The sequence below is a fragment of the Pseudoalteromonas sp. 1181_04 genome (assembly GCF_052850545.1).
In genome coordinates, this window is sequence record NZ_VXCS01000002.1 from 278,009 (window position 1) to 296,863 (window position 18,855).

Below are 18,855 nucleotides of genomic sequence, written 5' to 3' on the forward strand. Positions count from 1 at the left end.
TGAGTGTTAATTTTTAATTAGATAAATTGCATAGCTGTCTGCTGAGATTGTGATTTCGCCAGCATGATAGGCATCAGGGACGAAATTACCTGAATTACTGTCTGACAGCATGGTTTTTTCAGCACGCATGTAAGGTTGAGCTGATACGTTCATAGGGGCATTTGAAGCACTATACAAACCTTTGAGTTCTACGTCGTATTCAGCTGCAAATTCTTTTGCCGCTGATTTTGCATCTGCAATTGCCATTTTTTGCACTTTCTTTTGCAATGAATCGTAACGACTCGATGTGAACTCAGTTTGATTTATTTCATTAATGCCTGCGTTCACTAAACTTTGCAGCAGTAATGGATATTTTGTTACATCCGTCAGTGTGAGTGAAAGTGTGCGACTAACTCGGTAACCAATAAAGTCTTGTTTACCTGTTTCACGGTTATATTGATTTTCTCGGTTAATTGAGATCTGTGAACCATAAATACTTTTTTCATCAATCCCCTGCTGCTTTGCTAATTTAATCGCTTTAGACATAGTTTGATCAGCTTTTTGTTTAGCGCTCATCAAGTCCTTATCAACTTCAACAATGGCAACGCCTAACTTTACATTATCGGCAATAGTGGAGATTTGCGCTTGGCCTTGAATATAAATGTGTGGGGCATCTGGTGTACTGGCTGCAAATACATTGAAACTTAGAGTCGCGGCTAATAATGGTAAATAACGCATACATATCCTTAATAGTTTTAATAACGTTATTAGATACCGTACGCGGTTAATTTAAAATGAACAAGCATAAAAAAACAGGCCGAAGCCTGTTTCTAGATAATTTACTAGTTAATCAGCAGTGACCGCTTAGATACTACAACGTTTGTAATTACGGTATTTTGGTAACCAGTAATTTCTGTCAATTGCCGCCCATAACATATCATCGCTGATCTCAAGCGCTGCCCCCTCTTCGATGGCTTTTTTAGCCACCCCAAAAGCAATACGTTTACTCAGTGTTTCAATTTCTGTTAGTGCAGGTAATAAACTCCCTTTACCGGTATTAGCCCGAGGTGATGATTCTGCTAATATTTCACTCGACACCATGAGCATTGCATCAGTAATACGGGTGGCTTTCGCCGCAATAACACCTAAACCAATACCAGGGAAAATATAGCTGTTATTACACTGTGGAATTACAAATGTTTCACCGTCATAAACAACCGGTGCAAATGGGCTGCCAGTTGCAACAATCGCTTTGCCTTGTGTCCAATTGATCACATCTTCAGGTAGTGCTTCAACTTGCTTAGATGGATTACTTAACGGGAAAATAACAGGCTGTTCGCATCCATGATGCATGGCGCGAATGACTTGCTCAGTAAATAAACCAGGTTGCCCTGATACACCAATGAGAATATCAGGAGCTGTGCAGTGCATCACATCTAGCAATGAGGCGTATTCACCGCTGTATGTCCAATCAGCTAATTTATCTGTAGGTTGAGCAAGTGCTTGCTGGAAGTCGCGCAGTCCTTCCATACCTTGTGTTAACAAACCAAAACGATCAACCATGAAAACTTGGCTGCGAGCTTGTTCGTCAGAAATACCTTCCGACACCATTTGCGTAATGATTTGCTCGGCAATACCACAACCTGCGGAGCCTGCGCCTACAAACACTACTTTTTGTTCTGATAATTGTTCATTCTTCACACGACATGCAGCAAGCAACGAACCAACTGTAACCGCTGCTGTGCCTTGAATATCATCATTAAAACTGCAAATTTCATCACGGTAGCGTTTTAATAAAGGCATCGCATTAGGCTGTGCAAAGTCTTCAAATTGTAATAACACATTTGGCCAACGACGCTTAACGGCTTTAATAAATAGATCTAAAAATTCATCGTATTCATCTTGTGCAATACGTTTATGGCGAGCACCCATATACATAGGATCGTTTAATAACTTTTCGTTATTCGTTCCTACATCAAGCATAACCGGTAGCGTATAGGCTGGGCTTATGCCACCACAGGCGGTATAAAGTGATAGTTTACCAATTGGAATACCCATGCCACCAATACCTTGGTCGCCTAAACCAAGAATACGTTCACCATCGGTAACAACGATAACTTTTACTTTGCCTTTGGTCGCATTACGTAAAATATCATCGATTTGATAACGATCTTCATAAGAGATAAATAAACCGCGCGCGCTACGATAAATATCTGAGAATTTTTCACAGGCATCACCCACCGTTGGGGTGTAAATAATAGGCAACATTTCTTCAAGATGGTCACGCACTAAACGGTAGTAAAGTGTTTCGTTGTTATCTTGGATGGCGCGTAAATAAATGTGTTTATTTAGGTTGTCTTTAAAACTTGAATATTGTTGATAACAACGTTCAACCTGCTCTTCAATCGTTTCATAGCGTGGAGGCAGTAATCCCGCAAGGTTGAAACTTTCACGCTCTTTTTGAGTAAATGCACTGCCTTTATTTAAGAGTGGCGTTTCGATCAGACCAGGGCCTGAGTGATGAATATAAAGATAATTTGGGTCAGTATTTGTAGTCATAAGTCCAAGCTTAACGAAGTCTTTAAGTTACGATCTGTCATTATTACTGTTGAATATTAAAAAGCAATGATATTCAATCTTGTCAGACCATTAGGAGAAAATAAGACGTGTGTGCTTAACACACACGTAAAAGTAGATTGTACATTAAATCACGATGTCAATTAAGGCTTATTCACTGGCATTTCGTGCTCTTTAAGAACAATACTTTGCTCACTTAAAGCGATCCCTTCGCGGCGAGGATCTGCGGCACCAAATAAAGTGCCATTGACGACTTCAACCGCATGCAAGCCAGAGTTTAAATCGACCACTTTTACTGTATGACCCCGCTTTTGTAAATCAGGAATAATCGCCTCGATAGCGGTGCCTTTTTCAATACTAGTGTAATTATTATTACGATTAGTAATTCTTGGCAAGTCAATGGCTTGTTGAGCAGTTAGTTGCCAATCTAGTACGCCAATAACCACTTGCGCGACATAGTCGATAATTCGGCTACCGCCAGGTGAGCCGACCACTAAGCGTAAACTGCCATCGTTATTAAACACCATCACCGGTGACATTGAGCTGCGCGGACGTTTACCTGCTTCAACACGGTTGGCTAATAATTTGCCGTTTTTGCGCGGCGACAAGGCAAAGTCGGTTAATTGGTTGTTTAATATATAACCGTTCACCATAACCGTTGAACCAAACGCCATTTCTATTGAGCTGGTCATTGATACCGCGTTCCCTTCACTGTCGACAATAGATACATGGGTAGTAGATGGCAATTCATACGCATCATCTTGTGCGTAACTTAGTAATGGACGAGGCTGCCCTGCATAGGCTTTTTCGTCTCGCTCACTTATTAATTTTGTCCGTTGCTCGATATAGCGTTTATCGAGTAGCTCATTAGTAGGAATATCTGCAAAATCGGGGTCGCCCATATACACATTACGATCCGCAAAAGCGAGTCGCGATGCTTGGCTAAAATAATGCAGGGCTTGTGCCGAATTAGCTTTAAATTGACCCATGTTCTTATCTTCAAGCAAAGCGAGAATTTGTAACACCGCGACTCCGCCACTGCTCGGTGGTGCCATAGAACATACTTTATAGCTATGGTACGGGGTGCAAACTGCGTCACGTTGTTTACTTTGATAATTAGCTAGATCGGTTAATGCTAAAGTGCCTGGCGCAACAATAGAATGAGTGACCGCAGCAACCATTTGCTTAGCGTTATCGCCTTTATAAAAAGCATCAATGCCTTTACTGGCGATTTTTTTGTAAACTTCAGCAAGTGGTTGGTTCGTTTTAACAGTACCAACAGCAAGCGGTTTACCATCTGGAAAAAAATAATCACGGATCACTGGAAGTGTTGTCACCCCAGGATTTATTTGTTTGGCTAATAAAGCATGTAAACGCGGCGATACTACAAATCCTTGTTCAGCAAGTTCTATGGCCGGTTTAAACAGTTCCGCCCATGCAAGTTTGCCATATTGTTGATGCGCTTTAGAGAAGGCATGCAATAAACCAGGTACACCCACTGAACGGCCGCCAACCACTGCTTCAATCCAAGGTGCCGCGTTACCTTTTTCATCTAAAAACAATGTTTCGTCAGCATTACTTGGCGCTGTTTCGCGGCCATCAAAGCTGGTTAGCTTATTATGACCTTTGTCAAAATGCAGCATAAAAGTACCACCACCGATCCCGGATGATTGCGGCTCGACCAAAGTCAGCACTAATTGTGTTGCAATGGCAGCATCAACAGCACTGCCGCCCTTAGCGAGTATGGTTTGTCCAGCTTTAGCAGCATAGGGGTTTGCCGCAGCAACCATATACTGCTGACCGGTGACATGTTGCTTAAGTTGATGGCCAGTGGCGGCTTCTGGCTCGCGTACTTCCCGTGGTGTTTGAGTGGCTAAAACCGGTAAAGTAAAAAGAGTTAAACTAAAGACGACGCTGGTTTTAAAAGGTAAAAACATAAAAAGACCTTAATTGCATTGAGATGTTTGGCATCTTAAAGTTAAACGGGCACAATATGCAAAATTTTGCTGTAAAAAATAAGAATAAAATGGTCAATTTACCACTTCAACCCCGATATATTTTACCCCCGCTGTGTTTAATGGCATTAAGCGCCCTATTTGCAGCGTTTAATTTAAATGATGTTTTAGAGTTTAATCGCCAGCTCATTGACCAAGGCCAAGTATGGCGTTTGATCACGAGCCAATATGTGCATGCTAACTGGGCGCACTTAGCATTAAATTGTGCCGGTATCGTACTGATATGGGCGTTACATGCTGAGCATACAAAACCGACGCAATATGCATTACACACCTTATTTTTGGCTGCTTGGTGCGGTATTGGGGTTTACTTTTTTTGTCCTGACATTCACATTTACACCGGATTGAGTGCACTACTGCATGGTGTCATTGTATGGGGGGCAATCAAAGATATTGAAGTTGGCATGAAAAGCGGCGGTTTATTGTTTATCGGTATTTGGCTTAAAATTACTTATGAACAATTTCATGGCCCCAGTGCTGAAGTGAGTAAATTAATTGCCTCTCGGGTTGCTGTTGATGCTCACTTAATAGGTGCAATTGGCGGAATAGTACTCGCAACGCCACTGCTGATAAATTATATAAAAAAACGCCAAGCATAAGCTTGGCGTTGTCTAAAAATTTAGTGCTTATAAACTTTCTTTAAATAGTTTATGAATACGACGGTATTCATCTAACCAACTAGAAGGCTGTACAAAACCATGTGGTTCGACTGGAAATATAGCCGTTTCAAAGTTTTCTTTTTCAAGCTCAATTAAACGCTGTACTAAGCGTACTGAGTCTTGGAAAAACACATTATTATCAACCATAGGGGCGTTGATCAATAAGCGGTTTTTAAGTCCCTGCGCATAATATATAGGCGAACTTTTTTCATACGCAATTGGATCAACATCTGGGTGATTTAAAATGTTTGATGTGTATGGACCATTATAGTGTGCCCAATCGGTAACTGGACGAAGTGCAGCCCCGGCTTGAAATAAATCAGGCTGAGTAAATAACGCCATAAAGGTCATAAAGCCACCATAAGAGCCGCCATATGTACCCACAGCACCGGTATCAACATTGGCATTTTCAGCCATCCATTTAACACCATCGGCTAAATCTTCAATTTCTGGGGTACCCATTTGACGGTAAATCGCCGTACGCCAATCACGTCCATAACCTTTTGATGCACGATAATCCATGTCCATCACTACATAACCTTCAGAGGCTAGTAATGAATGAAACATAAATTCGCGGAAGTAACCTGACCAACCCATGTGTGAGTTTTGTAGATAACCTGCACCATGGTTAAAAATGATCGCTTTGCGGTTTTTGCCGCTCTCACCTTCTACATAGTCTGCTGGGTAATATACTTTAGCGTATACCGGTTGTTCAGTATGACTTGACGGTACCGCAACAATTTTAGGCGCAATTAATTGTTTTGCTAAAAATTCACTCGATACTGTATGAGTTAGCTGCGTTGCAGTTGTATTCGCTTTTGCATCAGCAACATATAACTCTGGTGGAGCCATGATTTTGGAATGTGTTAACAATAATTTGCTTTGATCAGGGCTTAATTTATAGTCGGTCATACCGTCTAAGTTGGTTACTTGCTCTGATTTTGCCGTTTGTGGATCAACGCGGTAGATTTCATATAGACCAGGATGCTCAACATTGGCTTTGTAATAAATTGCACTGTCGTCATCTGTTAGTGTGAGGTTCGATACGACAAACTGACCTTTGGTAAGTTGTGTTGCTTTACCATTGAGTGGTTTTTTATATAGGTGGCTATAGCCAGTTTCTTCAGATAAATAATACAAGGTATCTGAATTATTTAACCAGCCAAAATCGTTATAAGCATAGTTAACCCATGCATCATCGTGTAAACGGTGTTGTGAAACAAGTTTTGAATTTTTAGTATCAACAGTAGCTAACCAACGGTCTTTGTTATCCCATGCTTCAAGCATAATCGCGACTTGCGTGCCGGCTTTGTTCCAGACGATAGCACTTTGATCCCATCCCCAATCCATCATTAGGTTGATAGCACGAAGTTCTTTTTTAGATTCATATGTTTTGCCGTCACGGGCATAGTTTTCTTTTTTAACTGCCGCTAATACATCTTCATCAAAACCAGGTAAGGTATCAAATGCGAGTGCTGTTTGCGTTTGCTCAGTTAAATCTATGTAGATAACTTGCGAGGTTTGTGGTTTTTCATCAGCAACACGACGACGTACTTTTTCAGCTTTTACCCGTGCATCATCAGCAATATAGTTTGGCATGATGTCGGCTTCATCTCGCCAAGGTCTGGCTTCAGTGACAACAGCAATTAAGGCTTTACCATTTGGAGATAACTGCACATCGGCTAACTCATTGCCTTTACCTAAGTAAAACTGAGCATTGGCAATTGAACTATTTTGCTGGTTGAGTTGCTCTTTGCGCGCTTGTTTATCTTTTTTATTTTTATGGGTCAGCGCAATGTAATCAATCAGTTTATGCTGTTCTTTAGCGATGTAAGTTTCAGGCTCTGTAACTCCTTTTGGTGCATCGCTCAAATGAAGATTTACAAGCTCAGCTTGCAGTCCCGTTGCCAGATCTACTTTATAAAAAGTGTTTGCTTGACGATAAGCTAAATTACCATCAGTTAAAAATTGTGGTTTAGATTGTTTAGCACTGTCGTGAGTAATTTGTGTAATTGCACCTGTATTGATGTTCTTTACAAATACATTACCTTCAAATACATAGGCTTGCTGTGTACGATCTGCTGAATAAACAGCATCATCAGCCCCTAATGTATGCAACTTATTTAACGCTACTTGGCTTGCAGCTTGGCTATCAACAGCTTGTGAAAATAAGTCTCGAAGCTCATTACCTTGTTGTTTTTGCGCATAGACAACTGTTTTTGAATCAGCAGCCCAAAACGCACGCTCTGCTTGGCGGCCTAACCAATCAGGATGAGCCATTGCTTGCTCAAGTGTGATTGCGCTGCTACCTGTATCTGCAGGTGTTACAACAACGCTGGCAACAGTTGATTGTGGTTGCTCTGTAGGGGTAGATGCGGTTGATTGACAACCGGACAACATAACGCTGGACGCGACGGCAAGTGCAATTAAGGTTTTTTGAGTAGAAGATTTAAAAATCATAGGGCTTCTGTAAGGTTATTGTAATTCCCCCAATTTAAGCAGAAGCGCCTATGTAATAGCAATTATTTCAGACAAACAGCCAAACTTTGCTGTTTAATAACCAAGTTACTTTATAGAAATATCTAACCACACCATGCGATGATCTGACGATGCATTACGATCTTTAATTAACCGGTACAACTCGCTACTTTTAGTTGGCCAAAATACCCCACCGTCATGGACTTCAATGCCATAAGTTGAAGGCAAAACATAATCTGCACGAGCTTGCCAGTAAGCTGTGTAAGCCGCAGCATATTTTTCACTGTAAGTGGTTTTAGCGCCCTTACTAGTTGGTGTAAATTGACTATTTATTAATGAATTTTTTAAAAGTTGATCCGTTGTATCTGGGCGTTTTTTATCTCCTTCAGGAGCCGCATTTAAATCTCCGACTATAACAAATCGTGATTTTTCAGCTAACCCGCCTTTGACACCATGATCGTCATAGAGGTAATCTGCGCTGGCGATATAATCTTTAATCAAACGTACTTCATCATGATTACGTAAGCCGTTTCTATCTTCAGCACCATCAAATACAGGAGGCGTTGGGTGCGATGCAATAACGTGCAGCATTTTACCTTTTACAGTAACCGGAATATCCCAAAACGATTTTGAACTGAGTCTCAAAGCTTGCCATTCTTCGTTGTTATACCAATTTTCACCTGTAGTTGGATCAATTGGCATTTTAGCATTTGGCATATCTTTGTATTTAAAGGTTTGTAAGGTACGAATTTTATCAAAATCAATTGGGTAGCGAGATAAGACGGCCATACCATAATGGCCTTCAAAAAAGCCAAAACCAAATGCATCCCCTTTAATACCAGTTGCTTGGCCGTCATTATCTAGATCAAATGGCGTTTTCAAACCTGTGTTTACTGGGCCAACATAGCTGTACGGATAATCTATAGAGGGCTGTTTATTTTGGCTTTTAGCAAGGTAGTGCGTTTTAAAATAATCAATGCCTTGCGCTTTGCTGACATAATCAAATTCATTTAATAATAAAATGTCAGGGCGAATGCGTTGAATGATCTCGGCAATATTTTTGATTTGTGGATGATTTGTTTGTAACGCATTTACCAGGCCATTAGGATCAACGTCCTTATCATTTTCAGCATAATTTGTTGCATCCATGCTCACATTAAACGTGGCTACACGTAAAGATGATGCGGCCAATGCTGAGTTAGAAAAACCACTGATTAATAGGCACGCTAATGTGGCGATAGAAAACTGCTTCTTCATACGATATATCCATCTAAAATTAATAACAAAATGACACTACTTACGACTATCCATAAAATAATTGCCATTATAAAGGGCTTTAGTCCTGCTTGTTTTAATACAGCCAGTGATAAGCCACTGCCAATTAAGAATAAAGTCATTACTAATAGTTGCTTTGCTACGGTGTTGATCAGCTGCCAGAGATCTGTAAATTGAGGCAAATACGTATTGATCAATGCAGCAGCTAAAAAACCAACAATAAATAAAGGAATGCTGGCCTTTTCTTCTGAGCGCCAAAAGACACCTGCAATCGTAGTGTAGGGAATGATCCACATCGCACGTGTGAGCTTAACTGTTGTAGCAATACTTAGTGCCACAGCTCCATAAGCTGCTGACGCCCCTACTACACTGCTTGTATCATGAATAGCTAACGCTGCCCATAAACCAAATTGGTGTTGGCTTAAACTAAAGTAATGACCAATGGTTGGAAATAGTAGCAAACCGACACCGTTTAATAAAAACACTACACCAAGTGCAACCGCTACTTCGTGATCTTTAGCTTTAATTACAGGCGCCATTGCTGCAATCGCACTGCCTCCACAAATGGCCGTACCGAATGATATTAATACACCTGTGTTACGATTTAATTTAAAGACTTGCGTTAAAATTTCACCAAGACCAATGATCGCTGTAATACTGACTATGGTCAGTACCAGCGAACTGCGACCAACTTCAATCACCTGATTAAAATCAACAGCAAAACCTAAGCCAACCACCGCGGCTTTGAGCATCCATTTACTCGCCTTTTGGGATAGCTCTGCAAATGGATTACCGAGCAAAACTGCAAACATCGCGCCACAAATTAGGGCACTACCACCACCAATCAAAGGGGTGATACACAGGACAAAACAAAGCAGGTATAGAGGCTTTTTAATCCGATCAGACACAGACAAAATAATCCCTTCGTTACGAGCGCACAATCTTTGTAGTGAGCTTATGCACAACTGGCGCTACAAGAATTACGGTAGGAAATGCGACACAAAATGCAAAAGCCCACGCCGCTAACCAAATAGAAACTATGTTATCAATTAAACCAACATTAAAAATTGAAATTACCAATGACATAAAACCAGACATAAATAATGCCATGAAAAAAGCGAATACCACGGTTCTGTATTTAGCGCTAATCATAAAACCATTCCTCAAGTAAAAAGCCGAGATAAACTCGGCTTTTTTAGTTAATTTAAAATCAACGCGGTGCTGGCCGCTAATACGCCGGGATAATCTTCCTCCGGAAGATACTCCGACAATTGTGCTAAGCGTTCACCTAACTCATGAAGGTTCGCAGCAGATACATTAATATGGCCCATTTTACGACCAGGCTTTGCTGTTTTACCATACCAATGACTCGTAACCTCAGCAATGCTTAGTACTTGCTGAGGAATCGCGGCTTGTCCGAGCACATTCACCATTGCCGTAACACGCTGTAATTGTGTGCTACCTAATGGCAGCCCAGAGACTGCACGCATATGATTTTCAAATTGACTGCAATGCGCGCCTTGTTGGGTCCAATGACCAGAATTATGAACCCGAGGAGCAATTTCATTGACCAATAACTGCCCTGCCACATCGAAAAACTCAATCGCCAATACACCAACGTAATCAAGCTCATTAGCCAATTTATTAAATGCATCTTCAGCTTGTTGTTGAATCACTGATTTTTCTTTACCGGCGATAGATAAGGTTAAAACACCATTGGTATGCTGGTTTTCAGTAAGTGGGTAAATAGCGGTATTACCACTTTTATCGCGAACACCTATGATTGATACTTCACGATCAAATGGGATCATTTGTTCGGCAATAATAGTGTGTGGCGCGGATTCAGTACCGGAGGCAATAAAATCAGCCATTTGTGACCATATCTGCTCAATTTGATCATCTGATTTTAAACGCCACTGGCCTTTTCCATCGTAACCGGCTTGACAGGTTTTGATCACTAATGGCTTACCCAAGCTAGCAACGGCTTGTTCTAAATGGGCTTTTTCAGTGATTAACTGATATGGTGCGCACTTAACCGCGGTTTTACTTAGTAATGCTTTTTCTAGGGCGCGATCGCCACCCGTTTTAATCGCGGCTTTACCCGGATAAAACTTTTTGCTTGCACAGCATAGCGTTAGCACATCATCAGGAATATGCTCAAACTCAGCAGTGATCGCATGAGCATCTACAATGGCTTGCTCTAACGTTGTAGTATAGATTTGCCCAGTTAATGGGTGAACAATTTTTTTACTACCAACATCATACGCAACCACATTTAAATTCAATGGCGCACCAGCTAAACACATCATACGTGCTAATTGGCCGGCTCCTAAAATTAAAATAGTCATATTACTCTGCTGGATTTGGGTTAGCTAAAATAGTTTCGGTTTGTTCTTTACGGAACGCTTCAACTTTGGCGAATATTTCCGGTTGCTGACAACCTAAAATCTGTGCAGCTAATAATCCTGCATTTGCAGCACCAGCTTCACCAATTGCTAATGTACCTACCGCAACACCTTTTGGCATTTGGCAAATCGACAGCAATGAATCAATGCCATTTAACGTTTTAGACTTAACCGGCACACCTAATACTGGTAACGATGTGAAAGCAGCGGCCATACCTGGTAAATGCGCTGCACCACCGGCACCGGCAATAATTACTTTAATACCACGTTCTGCTGCTGAACTTGCGTAATCAGCGAGTAGTTGAGGAGTACGATGAGCCGATACAACTTTAGTTTCGTAAGCGATGCCAAATTTATCTAGCATGATCGCCGCATGTTCCATAGTTGGCCAATCTGACTTGGAACCCATAATAATGCCAACAGTCATAAATACTCCTCAGTAATGGTTTTAATACCTATAGCGGACTTATGTCCGCATTAAAGGCGGTCATTATACACGTATTAATTGTTAAATTGCGAATATCGAGTAACAAAAAAGCCATGACTAGCATGGCTTTTTGATCAGTATGTAAATTGAGCTTTAGCCTTCTTTACTGGCTAAATATTCAGAGTAAGTACCTCTGAAATCAATTATTTTGCCGTCTTTGATTTCCCAAATACGGGTTGCAACTGAGGATACAAATTGACGGTCGTGAGATACAAACATTAACGTACCTTCATATGCTTCTAGCGCAAGGTTTAATGCTTCTATTGACTCCATGTCCATGTGGTTCGTTGGCTCATCCATTAATAGGATATTTGGTTTATGCATCATAATCTTACCAAATAGCATGCGGCCTTGCTCACCACCAGATATTACTTTTACAGACTTTTTAATATCATTTTGTGAGAACAACATACGGCCTAAGAAACTGCGAACAACTTGTTCATCATCGCCTTCTTGCTGCCATTGCTCCATCCACTGAAATAAGTTCATATCGGTGGCAAATTCATCAGCATGATCTTGCGCATAATAACCGATATTATGGTTTTCAGACCATTTAAACTCGCCTTGCTTCGGTGCCAAACGACCTGCTAAAGTATTTAATAGTGTTGTTTTACCAACCCCATTTTCACCAATGATAGCGATACGCTCGCCTACTTCAACTAAGCCTTCAAGGCCAGTGAACAGCATATCGTCAAAACCTTGGCCTAAGTTTGTTAATTCAAGGGCATTACGGAATAACTGTTTTTCTTGCTCAAAACGAATGAACGGTGTTTGACGTGACGATGCTTTAACTTCATCTAATTGAATCTTGTCAATTCGCTTGGCACGAGATGTTGCTTGTTTTGCTTTAGATGCATTAGCTGAAAAGCGTGAAACAAACTGTTGTAGCTCAGCAATTTGATTTTTCTTCTTGGCATTTTCACTTAATAAGCGTTCACGAGCTTGCGTTGCTGCAAACATATATTCGTCATAGTTACCTGGGTAAATACGCAATTCACCATAATCAATATCAGCCATATGCGTACATACAGAGTTTAAGAAATGACGGTCATGGGAAATGATGATCATTGTGCAATCACGTTGATTCAGTACATCTTCGAGCCACTTGATAGTATAAATATCCAAGTTATTAGTTGGCTCATCGAGTAGCATGATATCTGGATCTGAAAATAACACTTGCGCAAGAAGCACACGCAGTTTAAAACCAGGAGCAATCTCTGACATCGGACCGTAATGCTGATCAGTTGCAATACCTACGCCCATTAGTAGCTCGCCGGCTTTAGATTCTGCAGAATAGCCATCCATTTCAGCAAACTCAGTTTCAAGATCGGCAACCTTCATGCCATCCTCTTCACTCATTTCAGGCAAGCTATAGATACGATCACGCTCTTGTTTAATCGCCCACAGCTCTTTGTGGCCCATTATCACAGTGTCAATAACTGAATATTCTTCGTAAGCGAACTGGTCTTGGTTTAGTTTAGCAACACGTTCATTTGGATCAGTACTTACATTACCAGCTGACGGTTCCAATTCCCCACTTAAGATTTTCATAAATGTTGATTTACCACAGCCATTTGCGCCAATTAAACCATAACGGTTACCTTCGCCAAATTTAGCTGAAATATTCTCAAATAACGGTTTAGCACCAAATTGCATGGTGATGTTAGCTGTACTGATGATAGCGCTACCCTCCAACGGGGAAAATCAAAGAAATAAAATTGGCTGGAGTGTAAACCAAATAGGCTTATTTTTCCATGAATTATTAGCTTCGTGGGCTATAGCTGCTGTCCATCGAAATAAGCTAATTTAGGTCAATTTATTATGCTAGTATTGTGTAGCTGCACACAAAAAGAACATAAATTAACAATTCAAATTTCCTCTATCATTTTTTGATGATATTTTTTCACTTTAGCCATTAATTTAGCTTTGTTAGTCTGCGCGACCAAAGGACAATGATAAATAGCACACAAGGCAATATTAAATGAATAGAAAATTAATTGGGGTCATCATCGCAAGCGCTTTGATAGCACCGAGCGTAAACGCTGTTGAGGTTTATGATGACGGAAAAAACAATTTAACCATCGGTGGTTTTATTGACGCCAGAATAATCCACACACAAGGGCAAACTGAAATAGTTAATGGTGCATCACGGATTAGCTTTGATTTTAGTCGCAAACTAAAAGATCAGTGGTCAGCTTTAGCCTTATTAGAATGGGGTGTAAACCCTGTTGGTAGTAGCGATATTATCTATAACAACCGCTTTGAATCTATTCAAGATAAATTTTTATATAACCGACTTGGTTATGTAGGTATAGCACATGAAAAATACGGACAAGTGACAATTGGTAAACAATGGGGTGCTTGGTACGACGTAGTTTATAGTACTAACTATAGCCTAGTTTGGGATGGTAATGCAGCCGGTGTTTACACCTACAACAAAGACGATGGTGCAATTAATGGTACCGGGCGCGGTGACAAGTTATTGCAGTATCGTAATACGTTCGGTGATTTTAGTATTGCAACACAAGTGCAATTTAAAAATAATGATTTTTATACTTGCGATATCGAAGCCATTTCTGAAGCTGCTTGTCAGACTTTGTGGGAAAATGGCAGTGATCTTGCTCAACAAGTAGAATTTAATTCAACCTATGGGGCAGCCGTTACCTATTCAGTAAGCGACGACTTAAAACTTTCTGCTGGGTTTAACCGCGGAGAACTGACCGTAAATTACGCAGCAGGACGAATTCAGTCTGTTAATGATTTTATTTATGGCGCAGGCGTTACTTGGGGTAACTTCAACAATGATGGCCTTTATTTTGCCGCAAATATCAACAAAAATGAAAATCATGATACCGATAACTTAGGCCGTCTGATCAAAGACGCGATTGGGGTAGAGTCTTTATTATCTTATAAGTTTGATAATGACATTCGTACCTTCATTGCATATAACGTCTATGATGCTGGAACAGATTACGTGATCCAACCAAATTTTAACGCCGATCCTAATGACAACTTTAAACGTCAATTTACAGTACTTGGCTTTCACTATCTATTCGACGAAGATACGATTTTTTACATTGAAGCACGTAAAGACTTTAGTGATTTTTCAAGTGCCGATAAAGAGCAAGAATATCAAATGGGTCTATCAGAAGATGATGGCATTGCATTTGGTTTTCATTACACATTATAACTAGAACACTGACAGGCTGATTATTTAATCAGCCTGTTTTGCTAATATTTAGCACCCGCTGCGATCACATTTTTTTTGCTTTACCTTTAGTTGCAAACGCTTTTGTCAAAGCCAAATAACCTTCCTTAGGTCCTAAAATTATCCATAACATTAAAATTCCACCCGGTAATAAAATTGCTTTAAGTAATGGTCCTAGCATGTAAGAATAAAAAATAATAAATGGGATAAATAGTCCGTAACCAATAACTTGTTTGATAAAGTTCATATAAGTTCCTTGTTTAAATGAGCGCGCTCATAAATATAATTGAGCGCAGTCACTTTTTCAAGTAACTTCATCTTTACTATCACAAGTTAAATATAATTAATTGATATACAATGAATAAAAAAACGCAAACCTATAATAAAATTCTTACCTCGGCTTGGCTGTTATTCTTAGAGCAAGGTTATGCTCATACATCTACACGAGAAATTGCAAAAGCGGCTAATGTGGCCGTTGGTACTGTGTTTAGTCATTTCGAAAATAAAATCGACTTACTAAAAGCAGGAATGCAGCAACAAATAGATACGATCATTCATCAGACTAGTTTAACTGATCGCCAACATGCACCAAGGCTAAAGTTACGTCACTATGCCCTACCGTTGTTTGAATTTTATTGTAATAACATTGAATTTAGTAAAATATTGATAAGCGATATGATTTGGCAAGCTGCTTTTTTTGAACAGCAAATGAGTGAGTTTAAAAAACGGCTGTTCAATGAACAGCAAGAGTTTGACGATATAAAAGCAAGTGTGATGTTAGATTGTTATTTTATGACCATTATTTCAGGGTTAAATGAACCTGCGCCAGAACCTGAAAAAATGCTACGCCAACTAACCAGCAAAATATCTATTCTTTAGCGACAACTTATTTCACTCTGTGTTTCACTTTGGGCATTAAATCTAAGCTTTTAATTTAAAGTAATAGCGATTTTCTATGTTTAAGTGCAAACTCTGTAACTTATCTATTGATAAATTAAACGTCGTTAGTGTGTAAATAAAACTCACCTTCTAAACCCCTACTAATTCGCTGCAATTACCGACTGTTTACTGATATTTTTTGATTTAAGACGTTGTCGTTGTATCAATGAAGATCCCTCCATAGCCAAATAAACATAACTCTTGTGATACGTTTAATCGAATTACTAACTTTGATTTATCAAGCTCATGATTCTTCTCGATAGCTTTTAGTTGAAAATAACTTTTTATGCAGAGTTATCTTAATTAACAAATATAGTATGATGTGTTCTTTTGTGGTTTATTACTGTCTTATTATTTAGTTAAGCATATATGTTAAGGCTATTATTAAGACCAGCAAAGGCACTTAACATTAAAGGATGCTCGGCGCCTCCTACTGTTATATAGAGCGACAGCGGTATGTTATCGTCTGTATTGAGGCATCGTTGCGATAAGAATCGATCAAACTCTTTTACAACGGTCATATCGTCGTACCAAGCAGCCGGACTAAATGCAAAATAACCGTTAAACAGCCAAGGCTTTGTACTCATAGTGTATAAAACAAAACTCCCTCCTGCTGAATAGCCCGACAAAACACGATTATTATCTAGCTTATAATGTGATTCTAAATACGGTAATAACTCACCTTCAATAAAAGCCAAAAATTGATCTGCTTGACCAAATAATTCTGGTGAATTTTCACTTGCTGGTCTTGCCTGGGTATTCACATCTTGGCGTGCATACGGCGGCACTAAATCACGATTTCTGGTAAAGGTCCAAAATTGATTAGGAATAGACACTAAAATTGTATCTTGCTGCGCTGGTAACTCAGTCATCACTGAATCCCACTGCGTAAGATTAAAGTTACCATCGGTTCTAATGATCAAGGAGTAGCGCTTATTTGGCTCAAAATTGTTAGGTAAACGAATAAACACTTTCCTACTTTCATCCAATACCTGAGAATAAATAGTGATGTCTTTAAAATTTGACGTGTAATGCGCGTTATATTTATAAATGACAATAGCGCATGCAATGAAGCCGGCTGTACTCAATAGAATTATGATTGCAGTGCGATTTAGTTTTTTTAATAGCAGCATAGCTTTCAGGTAAAGATTGTTTTAAAAACAATACCCTTTCTGTATTTTTAATTAAACTACCGTTATGTAACAAAGTGTGATTTACAGTTGATACAACCATTGTTCACTCGCTACATGAGTGAATTTAAAACGGCGAAGTAGTTGCTGGCTTTGGCTATTTTCTGTCGCCACTTTCGCCTGTAAATTAGTAATGCTCAACTCATTGCCTAACTGCGCAACAACGGCTGTTATATTTGTTAGCATAAATGCTAATGCTTCAGACATAAACCCATTCCCCCAATGATTTGGTGACAACTCAAAACCTAACCAAGCAGTATCTTCTTCAATATCATATAAACCAATGCAGCCAATCAAGGTCGACGTATTTAGTAAGTACATTCCAAAGCGCAGCGTATTTCCTTCATACATGCCAGTAATATCATCTTGGATCAGTTGTTTTACGTCATCACGTGCAAGTGGCACTGCATAGTCATTAAACTGAGCAACTAACGGCTCAGACAAAATAGCCCACAACGCACTACAGTCCCTATGCTTAATTGGCTTTAATGTGATTCGACTTAGTGCAAACTCATTGTTCATAAATAAAATTAAATTACGGCTTTAAAGCCCGCTATTATTCCCTTAAGATACCCGCCATACAAGTTAATAACTGAGCTAATTATGAATGACGAATTTAAAGTAATACAACCTACAACCACTGTTTATTGCCCTGAGCGCGGTGAAGGATGGACATTAACAGGTATAACAAGTATTGATGAATTTACATCTGTAATGTTCGATGGCGTGCGTTACACATTGCCAGCAAGGGAAATTGTAGAGCAGTTATTACCTAATCAATTAGCGCGTGAAAAGAAAAATAGCTAAGCTATTTATAAATATAAGATTTAACGTTTTAAAATATAGGTTCCAATTGGTGTATCAAGATGAAGATTATGTTTATCTACAAGTAATACTTCCCATTTAGTTGTCTCTCCAGCTGAGGTTACATGTAATATGTTCCCTTCTCTGTGATAAGGATGATACCTGTTCCCATACTCTTTCATCATCTCAAGGATCCCCGCATCATCAATTTTAACAAAGTTACCATCTTTAATTTCTATGGTATTTGTATCTGAAGCAATGATTTGCGTTAATTTCCATTTAAATTGAATATCGTTTTCTTTTGAGAAAGTCGAAGTAGAGCATAGTAAAATGCTTAAAGTGAAAAAGTATTTAATAATATTTTTCATATTCTTATTATCCATAAATCTAACTGAAAAATTGACCTGTAATCTATTGATCAACGGCCTAAAATGCCGATGATAAATAGTTTAATGTTTGGGGTGCGCGAACGATAATACACCAACAAAATTAATGACTGAACATACGCTAACTAGTAAATGAAAGGCGTATTATTTGTATTGGCTAAAATCAACCTCTTCTTTAATAAACTTACCGCTAGCCAATAAAACACCTTCGATATCTGATATTACTTGTCGATTGTTTTTAGGGGCATGAATGAAAAAAGCCCATATATCGTCATCTAATTCATATTCTCCATTTGAGTACTTCCAGAAGGTCAGAAACTCATCTGCAGCTACGGCCATTGTAGCAATATCAAAAGAAGAGTATTGAGTTGGATCAAAAGACTTAAGTTGATCACGGAGTTTTTCAAGTTAGTTGTCGCCTCAAGTTAAATTTTATGCCGCCCGCATTTCTTC

Annotated in this window: 19 protein-coding genes; 4 read left to right on the forward strand and 15 right to left on the reverse strand. The window is 39.4% G+C overall.

All coding sequences use genetic code 11. The features are described from left to right. Positions 1-6: 6 nt before the first annotated feature. The 3 genes from FW757_RS02645 to ggt form a co-directional block, all read right to left on the reverse strand. A complete protein-coding gene (locus FW757_RS02645) occupies positions 7-717 on the reverse strand; it encodes an SIMPL domain-containing protein (protein WP_446440829.1) in 711 nt (236 codons plus the stop codon). Positions 718-843: 126 nt separating this feature from the next. Beyond that, the gene (locus FW757_RS02650) at positions 844-2,538 is read right to left on the reverse strand and encodes an NAD-dependent malic enzyme (RefSeq protein ID WP_446440830.1); all 1,695 of its coding nucleotides are present in this window, start codon (positions 2,536-2,538) and stop codon (positions 844-846) included. Positions 2,539-2,699: 161 nt separating this feature from the next. Further along, the gene (gene ggt / locus FW757_RS02655; protein WP_446440831.1) at positions 2,700-4,493 is read right to left on the reverse strand and encodes a gamma-glutamyltransferase; all 1,794 of its coding nucleotides are present in this window, start codon (positions 4,491-4,493) and stop codon (positions 2,700-2,702) included. Positions 4,494-4,549: 56 nt separating this feature from the next. Between ggt and rrtA the strand changes: the two genes are divergently transcribed. Next, entirely contained in the window at positions 4,550-5,170 is a 621-nt protein-coding gene (gene rrtA / locus FW757_RS02660; protein ID WP_404936140.1) for a rhombosortase, read from the forward strand. A 27-nt stretch (positions 5,171-5,197) separates the two neighbouring features. On the opposite strand, the gene FW757_RS02665 is transcribed toward rrtA, so the two are convergent. The 7 genes from FW757_RS02665 to FW757_RS02695 all read right to left on the reverse strand — a co-directional run bounded on the left by FW757_RS02665 (position 5,198) and on the right by FW757_RS02695 (position 13,555). Next, positions 5,198-7,690 carry a prolyl oligopeptidase family serine peptidase gene (locus FW757_RS02665; RefSeq protein WP_446440832.1) on the reverse strand — a complete coding sequence of 831 codons (2,493 nt, stop codon included), beginning with the start codon at positions 7,688-7,690 and terminating at the stop codon, positions 5,198-5,200. Between the two features lie 105 nt (positions 7,691-7,795). Continuing rightward, on the reverse strand, positions 7,796-8,965 hold the full coding sequence (locus FW757_RS02670; RefSeq protein ID WP_446440833.1) for an endonuclease/exonuclease/phosphatase family protein: 1,170 nt from the start codon (positions 8,963-8,965) through the stop codon (positions 7,796-7,798). Continuing rightward, positions 8,962-9,897, reverse strand: coding sequence for a YeiH family protein (locus FW757_RS02675; protein WP_446440834.1), 936 nt, complete (start codon positions 9,895-9,897; stop codon positions 8,962-8,964). Before FW757_RS02675 ends, FW757_RS02670 begins: the two co-directional genes overlap by 4 nt. Positions 9,898-9,910: 13 nt before the next feature. After that, positions 9,911-10,135, reverse strand: a complete 225-nt coding sequence (locus FW757_RS02680) for a DUF2798 domain-containing protein (RefSeq protein ID WP_145233348.1) — start codon at positions 10,133-10,135, stop codon at positions 9,911-9,913. Positions 10,136-10,182: 47 nt separating this feature from the next. After that, complete coding sequence (locus FW757_RS02685; protein WP_182735528.1) at positions 10,183-11,331, reverse strand: 5-(carboxyamino)imidazole ribonucleotide synthase; 1,149 nt, start codon at positions 11,329-11,331, stop codon at positions 10,183-10,185. Position 11,332: 1 nt separating this feature from the next. Further along, positions 11,333-11,815 (reverse strand): 5-(carboxyamino)imidazole ribonucleotide mutase, encoded by a 483-nt coding sequence (purE, locus tag FW757_RS02690; protein WP_145233343.1) that lies wholly within the window; start codon positions 11,813-11,815, stop codon positions 11,333-11,335. Positions 11,816-11,968: 153 nt separating this feature from the next. Continuing rightward, a complete protein-coding gene (locus FW757_RS02695; RefSeq protein ID WP_145233417.1) occupies positions 11,969-13,555 on the reverse strand; it encodes an ABC-F family ATPase in 1,587 nt (528 codons plus the stop codon). Positions 13,556-13,856: 301 nt separating this feature from the next. On the opposite strand from FW757_RS02695, the gene FW757_RS02700 reads away from it, so the two are divergent. Then, the gene (locus FW757_RS02700; RefSeq protein WP_149981168.1) at positions 13,857-15,065 is read left to right on the forward strand and encodes a porin; all 1,209 of its coding nucleotides are present in this window, start codon (positions 13,857-13,859) and stop codon (positions 15,063-15,065) included. A 64-nt stretch (positions 15,066-15,129) separates the two neighbouring features. On the opposite strand, the gene FW757_RS02705 is transcribed toward FW757_RS02700, so the two are convergent. Further along, positions 15,130-15,330 (reverse strand): hypothetical protein, encoded by a 201-nt coding sequence (locus FW757_RS02705; RefSeq protein WP_182740530.1) that lies wholly within the window; start codon positions 15,328-15,330, stop codon positions 15,130-15,132. Between the two features lie 110 nt (positions 15,331-15,440). Between FW757_RS02705 and FW757_RS02710 the strand changes: the two genes are divergently transcribed. Then, a complete protein-coding gene (locus FW757_RS02710) occupies positions 15,441-15,962 on the forward strand; it encodes a TetR/AcrR family transcriptional regulator (RefSeq protein WP_182740531.1) in 522 nt (173 codons plus the stop codon). A 419-nt stretch (positions 15,963-16,381) separates the two neighbouring features. Here FW757_RS02710 and FW757_RS02715 read toward each other — a convergent pair whose 3' ends face one another. Further along, complete coding sequence (locus tag FW757_RS02715; protein ID WP_446440835.1) at positions 16,382-17,155, reverse strand: alpha/beta hydrolase; 774 nt, start codon at positions 17,153-17,155, stop codon at positions 16,382-16,384. A gap of 81 nt (positions 17,156-17,236) precedes the next feature. Then, a complete protein-coding gene (locus FW757_RS02720; protein WP_182718859.1) occupies positions 17,237-17,734 on the reverse strand; it encodes a GNAT family N-acetyltransferase in 498 nt (165 codons plus the stop codon). An 81-nt stretch (positions 17,735-17,815) separates the two neighbouring features. On the opposite strand from FW757_RS02720, the gene FW757_RS02725 reads away from it, so the two are divergent. Then, on the forward strand, positions 17,816-18,019 hold the full coding sequence (locus FW757_RS02725; protein WP_182794845.1) for a hypothetical protein: 204 nt from the start codon (positions 17,816-17,818) through the stop codon (positions 18,017-18,019). A gap of 20 nt (positions 18,020-18,039) precedes the next feature. Here the strand turns inward: FW757_RS02725 and FW757_RS02730 are convergent, their stop codons facing one another. Beyond that, positions 18,040-18,384, reverse strand: coding sequence for a hypothetical protein (locus FW757_RS02730; RefSeq protein WP_182794844.1), 345 nt, complete (start codon positions 18,382-18,384; stop codon positions 18,040-18,042). Positions 18,385-18,546: 162 nt separating this feature from the next. After that, on the reverse strand, positions 18,547-18,741 hold the full coding sequence (locus FW757_RS02735) for a hypothetical protein (RefSeq protein WP_446440836.1): 195 nt from the start codon (positions 18,739-18,741) through the stop codon (positions 18,547-18,549). Positions 18,742-18,855 lie beyond the last annotated feature (114 nt).